General features: G+C 72.0%; 16 protein-coding genes. 4 read left to right on the top strand and 12 right to left on the bottom strand.

Annotation, left to right across the window (positions count from 1 at the left end):
• Positions 1-70: 70 nt before the first annotated feature.
• From QPK52_RS19845 to QPK52_RS19820, 6 genes are all read right to left on the bottom strand, one after another.
• Entirely contained in the window at positions 71-1780 is a 1710-nt protein-coding gene (locus QPK52_RS19845; protein ID WP_410538813.1) for a carbohydrate-binding module family 20 domain-containing protein, read from the bottom strand.
• Positions 1781-2228: 448 nt separating this feature from the next.
• Positions 2229-3326 carry a LacI family DNA-binding transcriptional regulator gene (locus QPK52_RS19840; protein ID WP_093655010.1) on the bottom strand — a complete coding sequence of 366 codons (1098 nt, stop codon included), beginning with the start codon at positions 3324-3326 and terminating at the stop codon, positions 2229-2231.
• Positions 3323-4978 carry a glycoside hydrolase family 13 protein gene (locus QPK52_RS19835; protein ID WP_410538812.1) on the bottom strand — a complete coding sequence of 552 codons (1656 nt, stop codon included), beginning with the start codon at positions 4976-4978 and terminating at the stop codon, positions 3323-3325. The genes QPK52_RS19840 and QPK52_RS19835 overlap by 4 nt, the downstream gene beginning before the upstream one ends.
• 57 nt (positions 4979-5035) lie before the next feature.
• Positions 5036-5962 carry a sugar ABC transporter permease gene (locus QPK52_RS19830; protein ID WP_410538811.1) on the bottom strand — a complete coding sequence of 309 codons (927 nt, stop codon included), beginning with the start codon at positions 5960-5962 and terminating at the stop codon, positions 5036-5038.
• A gap of 5 nt (positions 5963-5967) precedes the next feature.
• Positions 5968-6987 (bottom strand): carbohydrate ABC transporter permease, encoded by a 1020-nt coding sequence (locus QPK52_RS19825; protein WP_410538810.1) that lies wholly within the window; start codon positions 6985-6987, stop codon positions 5968-5970.
• 38 nt (positions 6988-7025) lie between these two features.
• Positions 7026-8306: an extracellular solute-binding protein gene (locus QPK52_RS19820; RefSeq protein ID WP_410538809.1), complete on the bottom strand. Its 1281-nt coding sequence runs from the start codon at positions 8304-8306 to the stop codon at positions 7026-7028.
• Between the two features lie 239 nt (positions 8307-8545).
• On the opposite strand from QPK52_RS19820, the gene QPK52_RS19815 reads away from it, so the two are divergent.
• The 3 genes from QPK52_RS19815 to QPK52_RS19805 all read left to right on the top strand — a co-directional run bounded on the left by QPK52_RS19815 (position 8546) and on the right by QPK52_RS19805 (position 11950).
• Complete coding sequence (locus QPK52_RS19815; RefSeq protein WP_410538808.1) at positions 8546-9886, top strand: extracellular solute-binding protein; 1341 nt, start codon at positions 8546-8548, stop codon at positions 9884-9886.
• 111 nt (positions 9887-9997) lie between these two features.
• Positions 9998-11068 (top strand): LacI family DNA-binding transcriptional regulator, encoded by a 1071-nt coding sequence (locus QPK52_RS19810; protein ID WP_410538806.1) that lies wholly within the window; start codon positions 9998-10000, stop codon positions 11066-11068.
• A gap of 36 nt (positions 11069-11104) precedes the next feature.
• Positions 11105-11950: a phosphatase PAP2 family protein gene (locus QPK52_RS19805; RefSeq protein ID WP_410538805.1), complete on the top strand. Its 846-nt coding sequence runs from the start codon at positions 11105-11107 to the stop codon at positions 11948-11950.
• Between the two features lie 90 nt (positions 11951-12040).
• Here QPK52_RS19805 and QPK52_RS19800 read toward each other — a convergent pair whose 3' ends face one another.
• From QPK52_RS19800 to QPK52_RS19790, 3 genes are all read right to left on the bottom strand, one after another.
• On the bottom strand, positions 12041-15133 hold the full coding sequence (locus QPK52_RS19800; protein WP_410538804.1) for a bifunctional [glutamine synthetase] adenylyltransferase/[glutamine synthetase]-adenylyl-L-tyrosine phosphorylase: 3093 nt from the start codon (positions 15131-15133) through the stop codon (positions 12041-12043).
• 67 nt (positions 15134-15200) lie between these two features.
• Positions 15201-16562, bottom strand: a complete 1362-nt coding sequence (gene glnA, locus QPK52_RS19795; RefSeq protein WP_093654966.1) for a type I glutamate--ammonia ligase — start codon at positions 16560-16562, stop codon at positions 15201-15203.
• Positions 16563-16658: 96 nt separating this feature from the next.
• On the bottom strand, positions 16659-17291 hold the full coding sequence (locus tag QPK52_RS19790; protein WP_410538803.1) for a GNAT family N-acetyltransferase: 633 nt from the start codon (positions 17289-17291) through the stop codon (positions 16659-16661).
• Positions 17292-17650: 359 nt separating this feature from the next.
• Here QPK52_RS19790 and QPK52_RS19785 point away from each other — a divergent pair, with 359 nt between their 5' ends.
• Entirely contained in the window at positions 17651-19405 is a 1755-nt protein-coding gene (locus tag QPK52_RS19785) for an NAD+ synthase (protein ID WP_410538802.1), read from the top strand.
• Positions 19406-19533: 128 nt separating this feature from the next.
• Here QPK52_RS19785 and QPK52_RS19780 read toward each other — a convergent pair whose 3' ends face one another.
• The 3 genes from QPK52_RS19780 to QPK52_RS19770 all read right to left on the bottom strand — a co-directional run bounded on the left by QPK52_RS19780 (position 19534) and on the right by QPK52_RS19770 (position 23014).
• Positions 19534-20820 (bottom strand): MFS transporter, encoded by a 1287-nt coding sequence (locus tag QPK52_RS19780; RefSeq protein WP_410538801.1) that lies wholly within the window; start codon positions 20818-20820, stop codon positions 19534-19536.
• A gap of 242 nt (positions 20821-21062) precedes the next feature.
• Positions 21063-22109, bottom strand: a complete 1047-nt coding sequence (locus QPK52_RS19775) for an endonuclease/exonuclease/phosphatase family protein (RefSeq protein ID WP_410538800.1) — start codon at positions 22107-22109, stop codon at positions 21063-21065.
• A gap of 314 nt (positions 22110-22423) precedes the next feature.
• Entirely contained in the window at positions 22424-23014 is a 591-nt protein-coding gene (locus QPK52_RS19770; protein ID WP_410538799.1) for a TetR/AcrR family transcriptional regulator, read from the bottom strand.
• Position 23015 lies beyond the last annotated feature (1 nt).

Genomic DNA, 23015 nt, shown 5'->3' with positions numbered 1-23015 from the left:
GCCGCCCGGCCCGGCGGCGGGGAAGTGAGCCGGTACCGGGCGGCCGTTCGGTGGCTGACGCCGTGCGGGGTCAGCTGCGCCAGGTGTCGTTCAGGACGACCCTGCCGTCGGCCGGGACGGTGGCGGTGCGGTTGGAACCGCTCTCCCAGGTGACGTTGCCGCCGGCGTCCTTGCGTATGTACTTGTACTCGAAGGACGTTCCGGCGGGCAGGTCCACGTCCAGCTTCCACACCGGGTAGCCCGCCGGGTCCAGCTTGGGGGCGTTCGCGGTGTTCCAGTTGCCCAGTTCGGCGCGGTTGCCGACGACGTGGATGTTCTGGCCCATCGTCGTGGTGGCGTTGACGTTGAACGAGGCGCCGTCGGCGGTGTCCCCGGGGCCGCCCGTGCCGCCGCCGGAGCAGGTGCGGGCGCCGGTGTGCAGGGCGAGGGCGGTGTTGGCGCCGAGGGTGGCGGTGAACTGGCCGGAGCCGTTGACGGTGACCTTCCTGCCGCTCTGGACGTCGCAGTAGTCACCCGACGGCAGGGAGGTCTGGAAGGTCCGCGAGAGCGCGGAACCCTCGTGGTTGATGGCGACGTACGCCTTGGAGCCGCGGCCGAAGGCGATGGCGTTGTTGCCGTTGTCCCACCAGTTGGTGACGGCCTGTCCGCGCGAGACGTTGCGGAAGGCGACCATGGAGGAGATCTCGCGCCAGGCGTGCTGGCACTTCCACCCTCCGCTGTAGCAGGCGGTCACGTTGCCGCCGTTCGGCGGGCCGGCGTCCTTGTCGGACCACTCGTAGCCGGAGTGGACGTCCGGGGAGCCGTAGGGCCAGGCCAGCATGAAGACGTTGGCCAGGGTGTAGTTGGCGCCGTCCTTGTAGTTGAGGGTGTCGCCGACGCGCTCGGTGTCGTGGTTCTCCACGAAGACCCCGGACTTGCCGGACTCCATGAAGCCCCAGCCCTCGCCGAAGTTCTTCAGGTAGGCGAGCTTGTCGCTGTTGAACACCCGCTTGAGCTCACGGCCGTAGCGGAACTCCTGGACGTCCCCGCTGCCGAGGTACTCGGTGGGCGAGACCGCCTCGCCGGCGCCGTGGATGGCCTCGTGCTTCCAGTAGACGTTCGGGTTGGACAGGCGGGACTTGATGTTGGCCAGATCGGTGGCGGGCATGTGCTTGGCGGCGTCGATGCGGAAGCCGTCCACGCCCAGGGAGAGCAGGTCGTTGAGGTAGGCGGCGATGCGGCCGCGGACGTAGTCCTCACCGGTGTCGAGGTCGGCCAGACCCACCAGCTCGCAGTTCTGGACGTTGGCCCGGTCCCGGTAGTTGTTCACCTCCGACCGGCAGTCGTCCATGTCCCAGCCGCTGTAGATACCGGGGTAGTCGTACTTGGCGAACGAGGTGCCGCCGGTTCCGGTGCCGCTCGCGTGGGCGGACATGTGGTTGATGACCGCGTCGGCGACGACCTTCACACCGGCCGCGTGGCAGGTGTCGATCATCCTCTTGAAGGACGCGCGGTCGCCGAGCCGGCCGGCGATCTTGTAGCTGACGGGCTGGTAGGACGTCCACCACTGGCTGCCCTGGATGTGCTCCTGGGGCGGCGAGGTCTGGACGTACCCGTAGCCGGCCGGGCCGAGGGTGTCGGTGCAGGCCTTGGCGATCGAGTCGAAGCGCCACTGGAACATCACGGCGGTGACGTCCTTGGTCCCGGGTGGGGCCGCCTGCGCCGGTCCCGGCACGGCGATGAGGGAGCCTGCCATGCCCGCGACAAGCGCGAGTGCGGCGGCTGCGGATCTCCTGGCCACGTTTCCTCCTGTGGGGGAAGCAGATGCGAGTGCCTGCCTGGGGGCAACGCGCCGCGCCCGTGAGGCGGTGGAGCAGTGAATGCTCTTGCTGCAAGAAGACTGAAAACGCCTGAAAGTCTTCGCGCTGGAGACCGTAGACGGGCCTCGGAAGTGCGTCAAGGCTTTGGACACCCGCGGGAAACACGACCGTCGTCTCCGCGCAATCTCTTTCGCAAGATATTGCACGGTGCTACGTTCGACCACACTCCCGGTCCGGTCGGCCGGGGGACCAGGCACATGGACCCCACGCGCCCGGCCGGCCGGGCCGGGGTGCCCGCGCGCCCCGTCGGCGGCACCCGGCGGTGGTCCGCGAGACGCACGCCGGGCGCCGGCCGGCACCCGGCGGCGGGGCTGTCAGGTCGCGCACCGCCGGGTGCCCGCCGACGCCCGGCGGTACACGTGCCCGGTCCTACGACGGCGGGGCGGTCGAGCCGCGCACCACCAGCTCGGGCTGGAAGACGAACTCCGAGTGCTGGACGGGGTTCCCCCCGATCTCCTCCAGCAGCGCGTTCACCGCCGCGCTCGCCATGGCCTTGACCGGCTGGCGCACGGTCGTCAGCGGCGGATCGGTGAAGGCGATCAGCTCGGAGTCGTCGAAGCCGACCACCGACAGCTCGCGCGGGACCTCCAGCCCGCGCTGCCGGGCCGCCCGCACCACGCCCAGCGCCATCAGGTCGCTGCCGCACACCACCCCCGTGCAGCCCGCGCTGATCAGCGCGCCCGCCGCGGCGTGGCCGCCCTCGAGGGTGAACAGCGTGTGCTGGACCTGCTCGCGCACCCGCGCCGCGGGAACGCCCTGCTCGATCAGCGCCGCGGTGAACCCCTCGGCCTTCCGCCGCACCGGTACGTACCGGACGGGGCCGACCGCCAGGCCGATGTGCCGCGGATCGTGGCCCAGGTCGACCAGATGGCGTACCGCCATCCGGGCCGCCGCCCGGTCGTCGGGCGACACGAAGGGGGCGCTGACGTGCTCGTTGAAACCGTTGATGAGCACGAACGGCACGCCCCGCCCGGACAGCCGCACATAGCGGCCCGGGTCCGCGGTGGTGTCGGCGTGCAGCCCGGAGAGGAAGACGATGCCGTTGACACCGCGCTCGACGAGCTGGTCGACCAGCTCGTCCTCGGTGGCGCCGCCGGGCATCTGGGTGCACAGCACCGGGGTGTAGCCGTGTCCGGCCAGGACCTGTTCGATGACCTGGGCGAACGCGGGGAAGATGGGGTTGGTCAGCTCCGGGATGACCAGCCCGATCAGGCCGGCGCTGCGCTGCCGCAGCCGCACCGGCCGCTCGTACCCCAGCACGTCCAGGGCCGCCAGCACCTTCTGCCGGGTGCCGGCCGCCACGCCCGCCTTGCCGTTGAGCACGCGGCTGACCGTGGCCTCGCTGACCGAGGCCTGGGCCGCGATGTCGGCCAGCCGGGCGGTTCCGGGGACGCTGCCGGGGACGGCGCCCGCGGCCGGACCCCCCTGCTGGGGGACCTGCGCGGGCGCCGTACCGGTCTCTGTCATACCTCCCACCAGACGGTGGTGTCGGCCGGGATCGCACCGCCCTCGTACTCGCCGCTGGCCAGCAGCAGCCGGCCGGGCGCCGCGGACAGCTCCACGGGCCGGTCGGTGGTGTTGGCCGTGCAGACGAGGTCGCGGCCGGAGCCGTCGGCCGCACGGCGCCGGAAGGCCAGGACCCCGGCGGGGAAGTCCTCCAGCCACTCCACGCTCTCGCCCGCGCCCAGCGCCGGGTGCTCGCGGCGCACCGCCAGCGCGCTGCGGTACAGCTCCAGCGTGGAGGTGGGGTCGCCGGTCTGCTCCTCGACCGACAGCTCGGCCCACTGCTCGGGCTGGGGCAGCCAGCTGCCGCCGGATCCGAAGCCGAAGCTGGACCCGGCCCGCGTCCACGGGATGGGCACGCGGCAGCCGTCGCGCAGGCCGTCCTGGCCGTTGTCCTTGAAGAAGGACGGGTCCTGGCGCACCTCGTCGGGCAGGTCGGTGACCTCCGGCAGGCCCAGCTCCTCGCCCTGGTAGACGTAGGCCGAGCCGGGCAGCGCCAGCATCAGCAGCGAGGCCGCGCGGGCGCGGGCCAGGCCGCCGCCCAGCCGGGTGCGGTGGCGCACCACGTCGTGGTTGGACAGCACCCAGGTGGTGGGGGCGCCGACCGGGCGCATGGAGTCCAGCGACTCGTCGATGACCGCCCGCAGCGCCTCGGCGTTCCACGCGGTGTTCAGGTAGTGGAAGTTGAACGCCTGGTGCAGCTCGTCGGCGCGCAGGTAGAGCGCGGTGCGCTCGGGGCTGGGCGTCCATGCCTCGGCGACGCCGATGCGCTCGCCGGGGTACTCGTCGAGGATGCGCCGCCAGGAGCGGTAGATCTCGTGGACGCCGTCCTGGTCGAAGAAGGGCAGCACCTGGTTGCCCAGCAGCTTCAGCTGTCCGGCCCGGCCCATGTCGGGCAGCCCCGCGGCCTTGACCAGTCCGTGGGCGACGTCGATGCGGAAGCCGTCCACGCCCATGTCCAGCCAGAAGCGCAGCACCGAGCGGAACTCGTCCCGCACGGCCTCGTTCTCCCAGTTGAAGTCGGGCTGCTCGGGGGCGAAGAGGTGCAGGTACCACTCCCCCGGGGTGCCGTCGGGGTTCTCGGTGCGGGTCCAGGCCGGGCCGCCGAAGATGGACTCCCAGTCGTTCGGGGGTTCCTCGCCCTTCGGGCCGCGCCCGGGGCGGAAGTGGTAGCGGTCTCGCAGCGGCGAGCCGGGACCCTCGCGCAGGGCGCGCTGGAACCACTCGTGCTGGTCGGAGGAGTGGTTGGGCACCAGGTCCACGATGATCCGCAGCCCCAGCTGGTGGGCGTCGCGGATCAGCGCGTCGGCGTCGTGGAGGTCGCCGAACATCGGGTCGATGGCGCGGTAGTCGGCGACGTCGTAGCCGGCGTCGGCCTGCGGGGAGGCGTAGAAGGGGCTGAGCCAGACGGCGTCGACGCCCAGGTCGGCCAGGTAGGGCAGCCGCGCGCGGACGCCCGCCAGGTCGCCCATCCCGTCGCCGTTCCCGTCGGCGAAGGAGCGGGGGTAGACCTGGTAGATCACCGCGTCGCGCCACCAGCCGGTCGGCTCTCCCGAGGCTTCCGTGCGGATGGCCGGGGCCGTACCGGTGGCGGGGGCTGATGAGTGCTGGGTCATGTCATCCCTGGTGTCGTGAGTGGGGGGACGCGAGGTGCCGGACGGGTGGGCGGCGGGTCAGGACTTGACGGCGCCGGAGGTCAGTCCGGCGACGAGGTGCCGCTGGGCGATGCCGAAGACGATCGCGGCCGGGACGGCGATGATCACCGCGGCGGCGGTCATCGAGCCCCAGTCGCCGACGTACTGGTTGACGAAGGTCTGCAGGCCGCCGGCGAGGGTGAGGTTCTCCTCGCCGGTCATGAAGGCCGACGCGTAGGCGACCTCGGCCCAGGCCGTCACGAAGCTGTAGAAGCCGGTGACGGCGAGGCCGGGCTTGGCCAGCGGCAGGATCAGCCGCCAGAAGGTGCCGAAGGGGTTGAGGCCGTCCACGCGCCCCGACTCGTCGATGGAGACCGGGATGGTGTCGAAGAAGCCCTTCATCATCCAGGCGCAGAACGGCACCGCGATGGTCAGGTAGGTGATGATCAGCCCGACGGGCTGGTTGAGCAGGCCGAGCTGCGCCATCAGGTTGTACAGCGGCACGATCAGGATCGCCATCGGGAACATCTGCGTGATCAGCAGGGTCCACATCAGCGGGCGCATCCCGGGGAAGCGGAAGCGGCTGACGGCGTAGCCGGTGGTGGCGGAGATGAACACGCCGAGCAGCGTGGTCATCACCACGACCACCACCGAGTTCCAGAACCAGGTCAGGAAGTAGGTCTCGCCCAGGACGTGGGTGTAGTTCTCCAGCGTGAAGTTCTGCACCAGCGAGGTGGTGAAGGTCTCCGTCTTGGGCTTGAAGGACGTCACCAGCAGCCAGAACGGCGGGAAGACCGCGGCCAGGGCCGCCGTCAGCAGGCCCGCGTGCAGCGCGACGGAGGCCAGCGGCCCGCGCTCGCCGCGCCCGCGCACCCGCCCGTGCCGCCCGCCGCCGGCCGGCGGCACGGGCGCGGTGGTGACGGGGTCGGGGGTCGTGGTCGCGGTGGTGGTTCCCGTGGTGTTCATCGTCGTCACCACACCTCTCCCTGCTTGCGGAGCGAACGGCGGTAGAACACCGCGAAGAGCATCAGGAGCAGCAGGATCAGCACGCCCCAGGCCGCGGAGGTGGCGAAGTCGCGCGGGCTGTTGAGGAAGGACAGCCGGTAGGCGTAGGTCACCAGGATCTCGGTGGAGTCGCCCGGGCCGCCGCGGGTGAGCAGGTAGATCACCGGGAACATGTTGAACGTCCAGATGGTGCTCAGCAGGACCACGGTGCTGCTGACCGAGCGGATGCCCGGCAGGGTGACGTTGCGGAAGCGCTGCCAGGCGTTCGCGCCGTCCACCTCGGCGGCCTCCAGCAGCTCGGAGGGGATGGCCTGGAGGGCGCCCAGCAGGGCGACGAGCATGAACGGCACGCCCAGCCAGACGTTGACCGCGATGACGGAGATCTTCGCCCAGGTGGGGTCGCCCAGCCAGGGGACGGCGTCGATGCCCCCGCCCTCCAGGATCCTGTTGAGGATGCCGTTCTTCTCGTTGAACAGCATCTGCCAGGCGAAGACGGAGACGAAGGCCGGGATGCCCCAGGGCAGGATGATCGCGATGCGGTACGCGGCCCGGCCGCGCAGCTTCCGGTTGAGCATGGTGGCCAGCACCAGGCCCAGCAGGAAGGTCACGGAGACGCAGCCGACCGTCCACAGCACCGTCCAGCCGAGCCGGTCCCAGAAGACGCTGTCGGTGAGGATGGCCCTGTAGTTCTCGAGACCGATGAACTCGTAGGTGGCCTCGATCTCGTTGACGCCGATGGTGCGGGCGACGTTGGCCTCGTCCGCGTCGGTCAGGGACAGCCAGATGCCCCGGACCAGCGGATAGCCGATGATCACCCCGATGACGATCACCACGGGGGCCACCATGGCCCACGCGTACCAGTGCGTCGCCAGCGCGCGGCGCAGCGGTCCGGGGGCCTCTTTGGACTTCTCGCCAGTCCCGCGGCCGCGGCCGCGGGCGTCTCCGCCCGCGGCCGGTGCCACCGACTGGCCGGTCTCGACAGCCATGGTCGTCGGTCAGCCTCTCCCTGAACTCTTCCGGACCCTTACTTCCAGTCCCCGTCCTTGAGGAGCTTGGCGTACTCCTCGCCGGCCTTCTTCGCGGCGGCCTCCGGCTTGGTCTTGCCGGTCAGCACGTCGGCCATCTGGACGCGCAGCGGCTCGAAGAGGGAGTTGCCCTCGGCGATCCAGGGGCGCTCGACGGCCTTGTCCACGGCGGGCTTGAAGAACTGGACCATCTGGTTGTCCTTGACGGTCTTCTCCTCGTACACCGAGGCGCGGGTCGGCAGGAGGCTCAGCTCCTCGGTGGTGCGCTTCTGGACCTCGGCGGAGCTCATGTACTTGACGAACTCGTAGGAGGCGTCGAGGTTGTCGGAGCCCGCGTAGACCGAGTAGTTGTGACCGCCCTGCGGGGCGCCCTGGCCGGCGCCGCCGGCCGGGACCGCGGCGACCCCGAGGTTGTCCTCGTCGCCCTTGAACTGCTCGCCCGCGAGGGTGTCCTCGATGGCCCAGGGGCCGTTGACCATCATCGCGACCTTGCCGTCCTTGAAGGACTTCTGCATGTTCTCCCAGCCGTTGGTGGTGTCCGTGATCGCGGCCTTGGAGTCCACCAGGTCCTTCATCACCTCGAACGCCTTCGCACCGGGCTCGTCGTCGACGGTGATCTTCTTGGCCTCGGCGTCGAGCATGTCGCCGCCCTCGCCGTAGAGGAAGGGCAGGAACCAGTACGGGTCGTCACCGCGCAGGTAGAACGGGGTGACGTCGTTCTTCTTGAACGCGTCGGTGGAGTCCTTGATCTCCTCGACCGACTGCGGGACCTCGACGCCGGCCTTCTCCAGCAGACCCTTGTTGTAGAACAGGGCCAGGGTGTCGATGACCTGCGGCACGGCGTAGGTCTTGCCGTCGTACTGGGTGCTGCCCCAGGCCTGCGGCAGGTAGTCGTCCTTGTTGTCGACCGCGGCGGTGTCGTCCAGCGGGGCGAGGTAGCCCAGGCTGGCGAAGTCGGCCACCCAGGCGACCTCGGTGCGCATCACGTCGGGGGCCCCGGAGCCGCCGCCCGCGGCGTTCTTGAACTTGTTGCTGGCCTCGCCGAAGGGGACGTTGACGTACTTGACGTCGACCTCGGGGTGCTTCTCCTCGAACTCCTCGGCCACCTTCTTGAAGAAGGCCTTCTCGGCGTCGCCCGACGTGTCCCAGAACTCGACGGTGCCCGACAGCTCGCCGCTGGCGTTCTTCTTCTCGCCGTCGCCGCTGTCGCCGCCGCCGCAGGCGGTGGCCGCGAGCGCGATGGCCGCGACCAGTGCGGTGGTCCCTATGCCACGCCGCATGTGAACTCCTCCATGATCCGGTGCCCGTCTCGCGGGGGCACTGGCGTACTCCGCGCGGGCCGCGCGGTCGCGGCGCCGGGCTGACGAGGAACGTAACAGCGGTGCAATCTTTTAGAAAGACCTTGCGGCAACTTTCTGCAAACGAGTCTGCAACGACTTCCGCAAGAAGTTGCACTCCTGCTACCTTCCTCCGCGTTCCACTGCGGATCCTCCGCTTGAGGACGGACGGGAAGATCACGATGGAAAGTCACATACAGGCCGGTGCGCCCGGTTCGGCCGGCCGGACCGGCCGGTCCCGCCGGACCGCCGCCGCGCTGGCCGCCGCCCTGTCCCTGGCTCTGACGGCCACGGCCTGCGGAGTCCTCGGCGCCTCCCCGGAGGACGGCGCCCCCACCGTGTCCGGCAGCGTCACCTGGTGGGACACCTCGGGCGAGGCCGAGGCCCCGCACTTCGCGAAACTCGTCGCCGCCTTCGAGAAGAAGTATCCGAACATCGACGTCGAGCACGTCTCCGTCCCCTTCGACCAGGCCCAGCAGAGGTTCCTGGACGCCGTGGAGTCCGGCCGGGGCGCCCCCGACGTACTGCGCGCGGACGTCGGCTGGACGATCGGCTTCGCCGCCGAGGGCCACCTCGCCGACCTCACCGGCACCCCCGCCCTGGACACCGACATGTCCGGTTTCCTGCCGACCACCACCGCGAGCGTGATGCTGGAGGACGGCGGCGTCTACGGCGTCCCCCAGGTGACCGACACCCTCGCCCTGCTCTACAACCGCCGGATCTTCGAGGAGGCCGGGATCAGCCGCCCCCCGGCCACCTGGAAGGACCTGAAGGGCGCCGCGCTGAAGATCAAGCAGGAGACGGGGGCCGACGGCATCGTCCTCAACCCCGACCCCTTCTTCTCGCTGCCGTTCCTGTACGGCGAGAAGAGCGACCTGGTCGACGTGGCCTCCCGTACGATCACCGTCGCCTCCCCCGACTCGGTCCGGGGCATGGCCACCGCCGCCGACCTGGTCTCCTCCGGCGCCGCGCCCAAGCCGCCGGAGAAGGACGCCTACGCCGCCATGCAGAACGCCTTCAAGAGCGGTGAGGCGGCCATGATGATCAACGGTCCCTGGGCGACCGCCGACATCTTCTCCTCCCCCGAGTTCGAGGACCGCGACAACCTGGGCATCGCCGCCGTCCCGGCCGGCGGATCGGGCACCGCGGGCTCCCCCACCGGCGGCCACAACCTCGTGGTCTCCGCGAAGACGGAGAACCCCGACGCCTCGTACCTCTTCGTCAAGTACATGACCGACGCGAAGCAGCAGGAGAGCACCGCCCTCGCCCTGGGCCTGCTGCCGACCCGTACGGCCGCCTACACCGGGAAGGTGCTGTCCGACCCGGTCCGCAACTCCTTCTACCTGGCGCTGACCAAGGCCGTGGCCCGGCCCTCCCTCCCCGAGGGCGGACAGCTCTTCGTCGCCCTCCAGTCCCACTACACGGCCATCCTGCGCGGCGAGGAGACCGCACGCGAGGGGCTGACCCGCACCGCCGAGGAGTGGAGCACCGGGCTGCTGCCCGGCTACAGCGTCGAACGGTGAGACCCGCCTCCGGTTTCGCCCCCGTCCCCCCGGGGGGCGAAACCACACCTATCCGGGCGAACTCCCGGGTACGGTGGGCAGTCGGACACATGACCGGTACAGTCCGGTGCTGTGACCGCACGGCTAGCTGACATCGCAGCCCAGGCGGGGGTCAGCGAAGCGACGGTCAGCCGCGTCCTCAACGGCAAGCCCGGCGTTTCCCCGGCCACCCGCGAGTCCGTCCTCGCCGCACTGGACCTGCTGGGATACGAACGGCCCATGCGCCTGCGCCAGCGCAGCGCGGGGCTGGTCGGGCTGATCACCCCCGAGCTGGAGAACCCGATCTTCCCGGCGTTCGCCCAGGTCATCGGACAGGCGCTGACCCGTCAGGGCTACACCCCCGTCCTGGCCACCCAGACCCCCGGCGGCTCGACGGAGGACGAGCTGACCGAGATGCTCGTGGACCGGGGCGTGGCGGGCATCATCTTCGTCTCCGGACTGCACGCCGACACCACCGCCGACATGCAGCGCTACGAGCAGCTGCGCGGCAAGGGCGTGCCGTTCGTGATGGTCAACGGCTTCTCCCCCAAGGTCCGCGCGCCCTTCGTCTCGCCGGACGACCGGGCCGCGATGCGACTGGCCGTCACCCACCTCGTCTCGCTCGGCCACGAGCACGTCGGACTGGCCCTGGGACCTGCCCGGTTCGTGCCCGTCCAGCGCAAGACGGAGGGCTTCACCACCAGCCTCCAGGAGCAGCTCGGGCTCTCGCGGAGCCAGGCGGAGTCGATGGTCCAGCACTCGCTGTACACCCTGGAGGGCGGCCAGGCGGCGGCCGGCTCCCTGATCGACCGGGGCTGCACCGCCGTGATCTGCGCCAGCGACATGATGGCGCTCGGCGCCATCCGGGCCGCCCGGCAGCGCGGCCTGGCCGTTCCCGGCGACGTCTCGGTCATCGGCTTCGACGACTCCCCGCTGATCGCCTTCACCGATCCGCCCCTGACGACCATCCGCCAGCCGGTGACCGCGATGGGCCAGGCGGCGGTACGGGCGCTGCTGGAGGAGATCGGCGGCACCCCCGCCCCCCACAGCGAGTTCGTCTTCCTGCCCGAGCTGGTCGTCCGCGGATCCACCGCCTCCGCGCCTCAGGGTCGGGGGTCCGTCTCAGGGAGGACCGAGGGCGACCGGGACCGACCCGGGGGATGATCGGTGGGGGGCCGGATTCTGGCAGACTGGCGCACCATGGGGGCTCCGATCGCGAGGACGACAGAAGAAGCCGGAGTGACCACTGTCGCTCCGGTAGATGAACGCACGGTTGTTCCGGCTCCGCGCCGCACCGTCTCGCAGCGCATCCGCGCGCCCCGCCGGCCCCGGATCTGGTTCGAGATCACGCTGATCGCGGTCAGCTACTGGACGTACTCCATGATCCGCAACGCCGTGCCGGAGCAGGAGGCGCAGGCCCTGCGGAACGCCGACTGGCTGTGGGAGGTCGAGCGCGCCCTCGGCATCGCCGTGGAGCAGTCCCTCAACCACACGGTCAACAGCGTCACATGGCTGATCGTGACGATGAACTACTACTACGCCACACTGCACTTCATCGTCACCATCGGCGTCCTGGTCTGGCTCTACCGCAGACACCCGGGCCGCTACGCCGCCACCCGCACGGTCCTGTTCGCCACCACGGCCGTCGCCCTGCTCGGCTACTACCTCTACCCCCTGGCCCCGCCGCGGCTGATGGAGAGCGTGCACTTCATCGACACCGTCAAGGTCCACGGCACCTGGGGCTCGATGGCCTCGGGCAACATGGCCAACGTCTCCAACCAGTACGCGGCCATGCCGTCGATGCACATCGGCTGGTCCGTGTGGTGCGGCATCACCCTCGCCCTGCTGGCGGCACCGCTGTGGGTGAAGATCCTCGGCTGGCTCTACCCTGCACTCACCCTGGTGGTCATCGTCTGCACCGCCAACCACTTCTGGCTGGACGCGGTGGGCGGGCTGGTCTGCCTGGGCATAGGCTTCGCGATCTCCTGCGCCTGGTACGGCGCACCGGCCCACCGCCTCCCCCGCCTGGTCCCCGCATCCTCCTAGCCTTCACCGCGGGGACGACACGAGAACACCCCTCGCCCCCGGCCCCGGACCGCGCCACCGTCCGCCCGCACCCGGGCGACGGCGGAACCCTCACTCCACCCCGTAGAACAACCGGTCCACCACCGCACGGGCACGGCGCGTGATACGCCGGTAGTCCTCCAGCATCTCGCCCACATGTCCCGGCTCGTAGCCGAGGTAGCGGCCGACGGCGGCCAGCTCGCGCGCCTCGGAGGGGAAGGTGTCGCCGGGCCGGCCGCGCACCAGCATCACCCCGTTGCGCACCCGGGTGGCCAGCAACCACGCCTCGTCCAGGGTCGCGGCGTCCTCCTCGCCGATCAGCCCGGCGTCCCGCGCGGCGGCCAGGGCCGCCCGGGTGCGGGTGGTGCGCAGCCCCGGCACCTCCGCACCGTGGCGCAACTGCATGAGCTGGACCGTCCACTCCACATCCGACAGCCCGCCCCTGCCCAGCTTGGTGTGGGTGGTGGGATCGGCGCCGCGCGGCAGCCGCTCGCTCTCCATCCGAGCCTTGAGGCGGCGGATCTCCCGCACCGCGTCCTCCCCCAGGCCGTCCTCCGGGTAACGCAGGGGGTCGATCAGCTCAATGAAGCGGCGGCCCAGGTCCGCGTCGCCCGCCACCGGTTCGGCCCGCAGCAGCGCGTGCCGCTCCCACACCTGCGACCAGCGGCGGTAGTAGGTCCCGTAGGAGGCCAGCGTGCGCACCAGCGGGCCGCTCCTGCCCTCCGGCCGCAGATCGGCGTCGATGAGCAGCGGCGGATCGGAACTGGGGAGCTGGAGGAGGCGGCGCATCTCGCCCGCGACGGCGAGCGCCGCCTCGCCGGCCTCCCGCTCGTCCACGCCCTCGCGCGGTTCGTGGACGAACAGCACGTCCGCGTCGGATCCGTAGTTCAGTTCGCGGCCACCGAAGCGGCCCATGCCGATGACGGTGAAGCGGGTGGGCAGGGTGTCGCCCCAGCGGGCGTCCACCGCCGCCCGCAGGGCGCCGGCGACGGTGGCGGCGTTCAGGTCGGACAGCGCCTCCCCCACCCGGTCCACGGCGTCCGCCATGCCGTCGGCGCCCGACGGCGCGCCCTCCCCCGCACTTTCCGCACCACCGGCGCCGCCCCCCGAAACACCGCCTGCACCACCCTCGCCACCGCCCCCGGCCTTGTACGCGCCGATGACGTCGGCCGCGGCGGTACGGAACAGCTCGCGCCGCCGCACCCCGCGGACGGCGGTGACGGCCTGCTCGGGCCCGTCGGCCCGGCCGACGGCCGCCAGCGCCTCCTGGGTCAGCGCCTCCCGCCCGCGCGGACGCAGTCCGCCCGGGTCGCCGAGCAGGGCGACGGCCTCGGGGGCGCGCAGCAGCAAGTCGGGGGCGAGCCGCCCGGCCGACAGCACCCGGGCCAGGTTCTCCGCGGCGGCCCCCTCGTCCCGCAGCAGCCGCAGGTACCAGGGCGTCTGGCCGAGCGCGTCGGAGACCTTGCGGAAGCCCAGCAGTCCGGCGTCGGGGTCGGCGGAGTCGGCGAACCAGCCCAGCAGCACCGGCAGCAGGGTGCGCTGGATGGCGGCCTTGCGGCTGACCCCGGAGGTCAGCGCCTCCAGGTGGCGCAGGGCGGCGGCCGGATCCGCGTAGCCCAGCGCCTCCAGGCGCTGCCCGGCGGCGCTGGCCGACAGCCGGATCTCGCCGGGCGCGAGCTGGGCGACGGCGTCCAGCAGCGGCCGGTAGAAGATCTTCTCGTGCAGCCGCCGCACCACCGCGGCGTGCCGCTTCCAGGCGCGGGTCAGCTCGGCCACCGGGTCCTGGCGGAAGCCCAGGGAACGGCCCAAGCGGCGCAGTTCGGCCTCGTCCCGGGGCATCAGATGGGTGCGGCGCAGCTTCTGGAGCTGGATGCGGTGCTCCAGGACGCGCAGGAAGCGGTACGCGTCGCCGAGCGCGGCCGCGTCCTGGCGGCCCACGTACCCGCCCGTCGCAAGGTCGCCGAGCGCGGCCAGCGTGGTGGGGCTGCGCAGGGCGGTGTCACTGCGCCCGTGGACGAGCTGGAGGAGCTGGACGGCGAACTCCACGTCGCGCAGGCCCCCGGGGCCGAGCTTGAGTTCGCGGTCGAGCTGCGCGGCGGGGATCCCGGCGACCACCCGGCGGCGCATCTGCTGCACGTCGGTGACGAAGTTCTCCCGCTCGGCGGCCTGCCACACCATCGGGGCCAGGGCCTCGGTGTACTGGCGGCCCAGTGCCAGGTCGCCGGCCACCGGGCGGGCCTTGAGCAGGGCCTGGAACTCCCAGGTCTTGGCCCAGCGCCGGTAGTACGCCAGATGGCTGGACAGGGTACGCACCAGCGGTCCGTTGCGCCCCTCGGGACGCAGGTTGGCGTCCACCGGCCAGATGGTGCCCTCGGCGGTGGTGTCGGAGCAGATCCGCATCATGCGCGCGGCGAGCCGGGTCGCGGCGCGCAGCGCCTCACCCTCCCCGTCACCGCCGTCCCCGGCCGCCCCGCCGGCTCCCCCGGCGGGCTCGGCGACGAAGACGACGTCCACGTCCGAGACGTAGTTCAGCTCACGGCCGCCGCACTTGCCCATCCCGATCACGGCCAGCCGGCACGCCCGCGCGTCCCCCGGCTCCTCGCGCCCGGCCATCGCCAGGGCGGCGCGCAGGGTGGCGGTGGCCAGGTCGGCCAGCTCGGCGGCGGTCTCGTCGACGGTCGTGGTGCCGCAGACGTCGCGGGCGGCGATGGTGAGCAGGGCGCGGCGGTAGGCGACGCGCAGTTCGTCGGGACCGTCCGCACCGGCGAGCGCGGCCTCGAACTCCTCGACGCCCGGGTGGAGATCGGCCGTCTCGTAGGAGTGGAGGGCCTGCCAGTCGTCCGGGTGGCCCGCGAGGTGGTCACCGAGCGCCTCGGAGGCGCCCAGCACTCCCAGCAGCCGGTCGCGCAGCGGCTTGGCGGCCAGCACGGTGCCCAGCAGCGTCTGCCGCGCGGCGTCGTCCGGCTGGGCCTCCACCAGCCGGACGAAGGACAGCAGCGCCTGGTCGGGATCGGCGGTGGCGCCGAGCGCGTCGAGCAGCACCGCGTCGTCCCGCACCCGGGCCAGGGCGGGCGAGTCCAGCAGGCGGCCGGCCGCCCCCGGATCGGTGAACCCCTGCCGTACGAACCGCCCGAACCGGCTGTCCCGCCGACCGCCCTGCACCACCGTGGCCTTGCCTCTCGCCGCTGCCGCCGTACCGCCCTGCCGTACTGCCCCGCGTCCCGCGGGCCCGCTACAGCACCGGCAGGTTCTTGCGCAGCTCGAAGGCGGTGACCTCGGAGCGGTATTCCTCCCACTCCTGCTTCTTGTTGCGCAGGAAGAAGTCGAAGACGTGCTCGCCCAGGGTCTCGGCGACCAGCTCGCTGCGCTCCATCAGCGCGATCGCCTCGCCCAGGTTCTGCGGCAGCGGCTCGATGCCCATCGCGCGGCGTTCGGCGTCCGACAGGGCCCACACGTCGTCCTCGGCGCCGGCGGGGAGCTCGTAGCCCTCCTCGATGCCCTTCAGCCCGGCGGCGAGCAGCACCGCGTAGGCCAGGTAGGGGTTGGCGCCGGAGTCCAGGGAGCGGACCTCGATCCGGGTGGAGCCCATCTTGCCCGGCTTGTACATCGGCACGCGGATCAGCGCGGAGCGGTTGTTGTGCCCCCAGCAGATGTAGGAGGGCGCCTCGCCGCCGGCGCCCGCGGTGCGCTGGGCCCCGCCCCAGATGCGCTTGTAGGAGTTGACCCACTGGTTGGTGACGGCGGAGATCTCCCCGGCGTGCCTGAGCAGCCCGGCGATGAAGGAGCGGCCGACCTTGGAGAGCTGGTACTCGGCGCCGGACTCGTGGAAGGCGTTGCGGTCGCCCTCGAACAGCGACAGATGGGTGTGCATCCCGGAGCCGGGGAACTCCGAGAACGGCTTGGGCATGAAGGTCGCCTGCACCCCCTGTTCCAGCGCGACCTGCTTCATCACCAGCCGGAACGTCATGATGTTGTCGGCCGTCGACAGGGCGTCGGCGTACCGCAGGTCGATCTCCTGCTGCCCCGGGGCGCCCTCGTGGTGGGAGAACTCCACCGAGATGCCCATCGACTCCAGCATGGTGATCGCCTGGCGGCGGAAGTCCTGGCCGACGTGCTGCGGGGTGTGGTCGAAGTAGCCGGAGGAGTCGGCCGGGGTGGGCCGGGTGCCGTCCACCGGCTTGTCCTTGAGCAGGAAGAACTCGATCTCGGGGTGGGTGTAGAAGGTGAAGCCCAGGTCGGAGGTCTTGTTCAGGGCCCGCTTGAGGACGTAGCGGGGGTCGGCGTAGGAGGGGGAGCCGTCCGGCATCAGGATGTCGCAGAACATCCGTGCGGTGCCGGGGGCCTCGGCGCGCCAGGGCAGGATCTGGAACGTGCTCGGGTCGGGCTTGGCGATCATGTCGGACTCGTAGACGCGGGCGAAGCCCTCGATCGCGGACCCGTCGAATCCCATGCCCTCGTCGAAGGCCTGCTCGAGTTCCGCGGGCGCGACGGCGACGGACTTCAGAAAGCCCAGGACGTCGGTGAACCACAGCCGGACGAACCGGATGTCGCGCTCCTCGAGCGTCCTGAGCACGAATTCCTGCTGCTTGTCCATGGTCACCCATCCTCGCTGGTCAGACGGCCCTCCCCCGTACCGCCCGGGAAAGGAGCGGCCCGCACACCAGTATCACGGTGAGGGGTTACCGTCACATTACGCCGAGCCGGTCTCCGTGGACCTGCCCAGATAGGTGAGCGGGCCGGGATCGGACACCGTCAGCTCGTAGAAGCCGAGGCGGTCGTAGAAGCGCCGTGCGCCGGTGTTCGCCGTCAGCATGCCCAGGTGGACGCGCCCGGCCCCCTCCCGGCACAGGGCGTCCAGCAGCGCGCGCATCAGCGCCCTCCCGTGCCCCGCGCGCTGGTACGCGGGGAGGATGTCGATGTGGAGGTGCGCCGGATGGTCGGCGAGTTCGGGCAGCACCATCCGTTCGGGCGTGTACAGCAGCTCGGTCATCCGCTCGTCCGGCGTGACCGGCTTCGACGCCCTCGGATGCCTGCCGGCCACGCGCGGCAGCCACTCGCGGCGGAACGCCTCGGCGAACGCCGCGGTGTCGGCGGTGCCGATGGCGTACCCGACCGCGCGCCCGCCGTCGTCCAGCACGAAGGCCAGGTGCGGCCCGAGCCACACGTACGGCCCGGCGAAGAGGTCGCCCATCAGATCGGGGTCCCGGTAGATCCCCCGCGCGTCGCCGCCCGCGTCGGCGGTGCGCACGCACACGTCGTACACCGCCTCCCGGTCCCGCGGCCGGTACGGCCGTACGAACGGCCCGCCCCTGCTCTCGCCCACCGATGCCTCCTTCCACCCGCACTGGGAGCGCTCCCAGCATGGCCGCGCGGGTCCCGTACGACAACCCTCCGGAGTTGCCCCAGCGCCGGCGCCCGGTCCGCCTCCAGCGCCGCCGGAGCGCCCACCGGCTCCGGCGGCGCGGAGGACTCGCCCGGCGGACGCACCGCGCGCACCCGGTATCCCGTGCTCCGGCTCGGTCGGCACACGCACCCGCCGGTTGCGGCGGCCGGCGGTGACGCGGACGGGGATCCCGGCGATCACGCAGACGGCGGCCTTCACCCGAACGGGTGCGACACGCGGTATCCCGGCCGATCCCCCGCCTCCCGGGATCGCGTCAGTACGACGATTAGACTGACCGTGTGCCTCAGCTACGACTCGCCCTGAACCAGATCGACTCCACCGTCGGCGACCTCGCCGGGAACGCGGACGCGGTCGTCCGCTGGACGCGGCACTCCGCCGAGCAGGGGGCGCACCTCGTGGCGTTCCCCGAGATGATGCTCACCGGCTACCCCGTCGAGGACCTGGCCCTGCGCCCGTCCTTCGTCCAGGCCAGCCGGTCCGCCCTCACCGCCCTCGCCGCCCGCCTGGCCGACGAGGGGCTGGGCGGGCTGCCCGTGGTCGTCGGCTACCTCGACCGGGCGGAGGAGGCCCAGCCCCGCTACGGCCAGCCCGCCGGCGCGCCCCGGAACGCCGCGGCCGTCCTCCACGAGGGCGAGGTCGTGCTGACCTACGCCAAGCACCACCTTCCCAACTACGGGGTCTTCGACGAGTTCCGCTACTTCGTCCCCGGCGAGACCCTGCCCGTGATCCGGGTGCACGGCATCGACGTGGCCCTGGCGATCTGCGAGGACCTGTGGCAGGACGGCGGCCGGGTGCCCGCCGCCCGCGCCGCCGGGGCGGGCCTGCTCCTGTCCGTCAACGCCTCCCCCTACGAGCGCGACAAGGACGACACCCGCCTGGACCTGGTGCGCCGCCGGGCCCGCGAGGCCGGCTGCACCACCGCCTACCTGGCCATGGTCGGCGCCCAGGACGACCTGGTCTTCGACGGCGACTCGATCGTCGTCTCCGCCGACGGCGAGGTCGTCGCGCGGGCGCCGCAGTTCGAGGAGGGCTGCGTCGTCCTCGACCTCGACCTGCCCGCCGCCGCGCCCGAGCCCCCCTCCGGCAACGTCTCCGACGGTCTGCGCATCGACCACCGCACCCTCTCCGCCTCCCCCCTCCCTCCGTACGAGCCGCAGGTCACCGGGGCCGAGGCCCCCCGCATGGACGACGACGAGGAGATCTACACCGCCCTCGTCACGGGTCTGCGCGCCTACGTCCTGAAGAACGGTTTCCGCTCGGTGCTCATCGGGCTGTCCGGCGGCATCGACTCCGCCCTGACCGCCGCCATCGCCTGCGACGCGATCGGCCCGGAGAATGTGTACGGCGTCTCCATGCCCTCGCGCTACTCCTCGGAGCACTCCAAGGACGACGCGGCCGAACTGGCCCGCCGCACCGGCCTCAACTTCCGCACCGTGCCGATCGTCCCGATGTTCGACGCGTACATGGAGTCACTGCGCCTCACCGGTCTGGCGGAGGAGAACCTCCAGGCCCGGCTGCGCGGCACCCTGCTGATGGGCCTGTCCAACCAGGAGGGCCACATCGTGCTCGCGCCGGGCAACAAGTCCGAACTGGCGGTCGGCTACTCGACCCTCTACGGCGACTCGGTCGGCGCGTACGGCCCGATCAAGGACGTCTACAAGACGACCGTCTTCCGCCTCGCCCGCTGGCGCAACAAGGCCGCGGCCGAACGCGGCGAGACCCCGCCGATCCCGGAGAACTCCATCTCCAAGCCGCCGAGCGCGGAACTGCGCCCGGACCAGGTGGACACCGACTCCCTCCCCGACTACGACGTCCTGGACCGGATCCTGGAGCTGTACGTGGACCTGGACCGGGGACGGGAGGAGATCATCGCCGAGGGCTTCGACAAGGAGACCGTCACCCGCGTCCTGCGCATGACGGACACCGCCGAGTACAAGCGGCGGCAGTACCCGCCGGGCACGAAGATCTCCGCGAAGGGCTTCGGCAAGGACCGCCGCCTGCCGATCACCAACCACTGGCGCGAGACCGGCTGACGCGGGCCTCCCGCGACGGCGCGGGCGCCCCCACCGCCGGGGCGCCCGCGCCGTACCCGGAGAACGGCGGGTTCCGGACCTCGCCCTGCGCACCCGCACACCCGCCGGTCCCGGTCCCGGCCCCGGCCTCAGCGGACCCCGGCCCCGCCCCGGTCACCGACCCCACGGCCACCCGCGTCGCGCGCACCCGCTCCGCGAGCCACCACCCGCGACCGCCGCCCGGGGGACGCCCCCCGGTCCAGCACCCCCGCCACCACGGCGATCACCAGGCCCGCCACCGCCAGGGCGGCGCCCACCAGCGCCGGGGACGTCCATCCCCAGCCCGCCGCGATGGCCGTGCCGCCGGCCCACGCGCCGCCCGCGTTCGCCAGGTTGAACGCGGAGTGGTTGGAGGCCGCGGCGAGCGTCGGCGCGTGGCGCGCCTTCTCCATCACGAGCATCTGCAGCGGCGTGGTGGTCATGAACCCCACCGCACCGATCACCACCACGGTCGCCATCGCCGCCCACGGCACGTGGACCGTGAACCGGAAGGCCACCAGCACCAGCGCCAGCGCGCCCAGCGCCCCGTACAGCGTGGGCCGCAGCGCACGGTCGGTCAGCGGCCCCGCGGCCAGTGCCCCCAGCGTCATGCCCACACCGAAGAGCGCCAGCACGACCGTGACCGACGACTCGGCCATCCCGGTCACCTCGGTGACCATCGAGGCGAGGTAGCTGTAGAGGGCGAAGACGCCCGCGAACCCGAAGACGGCCGTCAGCAGCCCGAGCATCACCTGCCGGTCCCCCAGCGCCCGGACCTCGCGGCGCAGCTCACGGACCGCGCCACCGGCACCGGCACCGGCGTCCGCCGCCCCACCGCCGCGCCGTTCCAGCGGCAGGTGCGGCACCAGCGCCGCCAGCGCCCCCATCGCGACCAGCCCGATCACGGTGACGACCAGGAAGGTCGCGCGCCACCCCAGTTGCTGCCCCAGCGCCGTACCGCCGGGCACGCCGACGATGTTGGCCACGGTCAGCCCCAGGAACATCGTGGCCACGGCCCGCGCCTGCCGGCCCTCCCGCACCAGGCGGGCGGCGACGACCGCGCCGACCCCGAAGAACGCGCCGTGCGGCAGCCCGGCCAGCACCCGTCCGGCCAGCAGCGTGCCGTATCCGGGAGCGAGGGCGGAGGCGAGGTTGCCGATGGTGAACAGACCCATCAGCGCGATCAGCATCCGCCTGCGCGGAACGCGGACCCCGACCGCGGCCAGGAGCGGGGCGCCGATGACGACGCCGATGGCGTAGGCGGAGACGAGATGGCCGGCGGCGGGCACGGAGACGCCCAGGTCGTCCGCGACGTTGGGCAGCAGGCCCATCATCACGAACTCCGTGGTGCCGATCCCGAAGGCCGCGACCGCGAGGGCGAGCAGGGCCAGGGGCATGGGAGAGCCTTTCGACGCGAGGGGCGGATGCGCAGCGGGACGGAGAAACGGAGTCGGTGTGCTCCGGATGCGACCAAGTCTCGCAGTCTTTTTGTTCCTAGACAAAACAAATAGGTGACAGCCGTGCTACAAGCAGCGGACGGCCCGCCCCACACGGGGCGGGCCGTCCTCCGGAACCCAGGAACCCTCCGCGGCCGAACCCGGAACCGGAACCGACCCGGGCGCTCGCCCGCCCCGCAGCCCTACCAGCGCACCGACGCCGCCAGCGGCAGATGGTCACTGGCGGTCGGCGGCAGCGTCCACGACGACACCGGCTCGACCCCCTTCACCATGATCTGGTCGATCCGGGTCATCGGGAACGACGCCGGCCAGCTGAACCCGAACCCGGCGCCCGCCGCGCCCTGTGTGGAGCGCATCTGGGAGGTGACGGACGCCAGCGCCCGGTCGTTCATCGTCCCGTTGAGATCACCGAGCAGCACCACCCGTCCGACGGACTCCGCCGCGATGGCCTCGCCCAGCAGTTCGGAGGCGACGTCGCGCTGGCGGGCGGTGAACCCCGCTTCGAACTTCACCCGCACCGACGGCAGGTGCGCGCCGTACACGGCGACGTCCCCCCTCGGCGTGGCGACGGTGGCGCGCATCGCCCGCGTCCAGCCGATCCCGATGTCCACCGGCTCCGCGTCGTCGATCGGGTACTTGCTCCACAGCCCGACCGTGCCCTGCACCGTGTGGTGGGGGTAGGCGTCCGCCAGCGCCTTCTCGTACTCCGCCACCGACCGGCCCGGCAGCTCCTGGAGGGCCAGCACCTCGGCGCCGCTGCGCGCCAACTGCCGCGCGGTACCGGCGGGGTCGGGGTTGTCGGCGTTGACGTTGTGGGTGACCACCGTCAGGTCCCCGCCGGTGCCGCGCTTGTCGGTGACCAGGCCGCCGAACATGTCCACCCAGACCACCGCGGGCAGCAGCAGCGCCACCAGCGCGATGGCCGAACGGCGCAGCAGCGCGGCCAGGAGCAGCAGGGGGATCGCCAGACCGACCCACGGCAGGAAGGTCTCCAGCAGGCTGCCCAGGTTGCCGACCCGGTTGGGCACCCTGGAGTGCAGCGCCATCAGCAGCGCGACCAGCACGGAGAACAGCGCGAGCAGCAGGCCGCGGCGCCACCGGCCCTCGCCGCCCAGCCGGGCGATCAAGCGCCGGAACCGGACGGCGGAGGAGGGGGCCGGACCAGGGCGCCCGTCCACCTCGCCCCGCGCCGTCTCCGACCCCGCCTCGGTCATGTACGCCCGTGCCATCCGCCGTCCTCACTTGCCATCGTCGCGAGGCCGCCGCCCCGGTCCGGCGTCCCGGGTGGCGGCCGGTCTTGCTTGCTGGGCGCGCCGGCCGCGCTGGGCGGCCCGTACGCCTGTACGTCTGCCAGGACGAACGCGGTCCTGCGGCGGGTTCCTGACCTTCCGGCAGCACCCGCCACTGTAACGAAACACGCACATTCCGGCACGGCGCACAGGCCCGCATGCGCGCACGCACGGCCAACGAGAACACCCCGGCACCGCGCCACCGGAACGCGGAAAGCGGAAAGCGGGAAACGGGAAACGGAGAACCGACCCTCTCAGCCGCGCGGCCGGGCGCCGTCCAGTACCCCGTCCACGATCTGCTCGGACAGTCCCCCGGGCAGTTCCCGCCACTCGTGCAGCAGCGCCCGCGACAGCATCGGCCCGACGAACAGCTCCCCCAGCAGCTCGACGTCCAGGTCCGCGCGGATCTCGCCCTCGGCCACGCCGCGCCTCAGCACCGCGTGCAGCGTCTCCCTGCGGACGCGGATCACGGTGTCGTGGTACTCCTGCCACAGCCTCGGATGGCTGTGGAAGTGGCTCATCATGGTGCGCAGCAGCGCCGAGTCCCGCTTGGCCAGGCCCTTGCGCCGCAGCCCCTCCAGGATCTCCACCAGATCCTCCCGCACGGACCGGCCGCGCACCTCGGGCGGGGGCTCGTCCAGGGCCCGCATGACGTCCAGCAGCAGCTCGTCCTTGCCGGGCCAGCGGCGGTAGACGGTCGCCTTGCCCACGCCCGCCTCACGGGCGATCCCCTCCATGGACAGCGCGCCGACGCCGGTCCCGCGCTCCAGCAGCCGCAGGACCGCCCCGATGATCGCCCGGTCGGCGGCCGCGCTGCGCGGCCTGCCGCGCACGGCGCGCGCCACC

Origin of the sequence: Streptomyces sp. KL2 (assembly GCF_046529545.1) — a bacterium.
GTDB lineage: Bacteria > Actinomycetota > Actinomycetes > Streptomycetales > Streptomycetaceae > Streptomyces > Streptomyces radiopugnans.
Note: the sequence above shows the minus strand (reverse complement) of the source record. Positions and strands in the feature narration are given on the sequence as shown.

What these genes read in the sequence shown, in the direction of transcription:
- glnA (WP_093654966.1), bottom strand. Translation starts at nt 16,562, where the DNA reads ATGGACAAGCAGCAGGAATTCGTGCTCAGGACGCTCGAGGAGCGCGAC.
- QPK52_RS19825 (WP_410538810.1), bottom strand. Translation starts at nt 6,987, where the DNA reads ATGGCTGTCGAGACCGGCCAGTCGGTGGCACCGGCCGCGGGCGGAGAC.
- QPK52_RS19775 (WP_410538800.1), bottom strand. Translation starts at nt 22,109, where the DNA reads ATGGCACGGGCGTACATGACCGAGGCGGGGTCGGAGACGGCGCGGGGC.
- QPK52_RS19840 (WP_093655010.1), bottom strand. Translation starts at nt 3,326, where the DNA reads ATGACAGAGACCGGTACGGCGCCCGCGCAGGTCCCCCAGCAGGGGGGT.
- QPK52_RS19815 (WP_410538808.1), top strand. Translation starts at nt 8,546, where the DNA reads ATGGAAAGTCACATACAGGCCGGTGCGCCCGGTTCGGCCGGCCGGACC.
- QPK52_RS19780 (WP_410538801.1), bottom strand. Translation starts at nt 20,820, where the DNA reads ATGCCCCTGGCCCTGCTCGCCCTCGCGGTCGCGGCCTTCGGGATCGGC.
- QPK52_RS19830 (WP_410538811.1), bottom strand. Translation starts at nt 5,962, where the DNA reads ATGAACACCACGGGAACCACCACCGCGACCACGACCCCCGACCCCGTC.
- QPK52_RS19835 (WP_410538812.1), bottom strand. Translation starts at nt 4,978, where the DNA reads ATGACCCAGCACTCATCAGCCCCCGCCACCGGTACGGCCCCGGCCATC.
- QPK52_RS19805 (WP_410538805.1), top strand. Translation starts at nt 11,105, where the DNA reads ATGGGGGCTCCGATCGCGAGGACGACAGAAGAAGCCGGAGTGACCACT.
- QPK52_RS19820 (WP_410538809.1), bottom strand. Translation starts at nt 8,306, where the DNA reads ATGCGGCGTGGCATAGGGACCACCGCACTGGTCGCGGCCATCGCGCTC.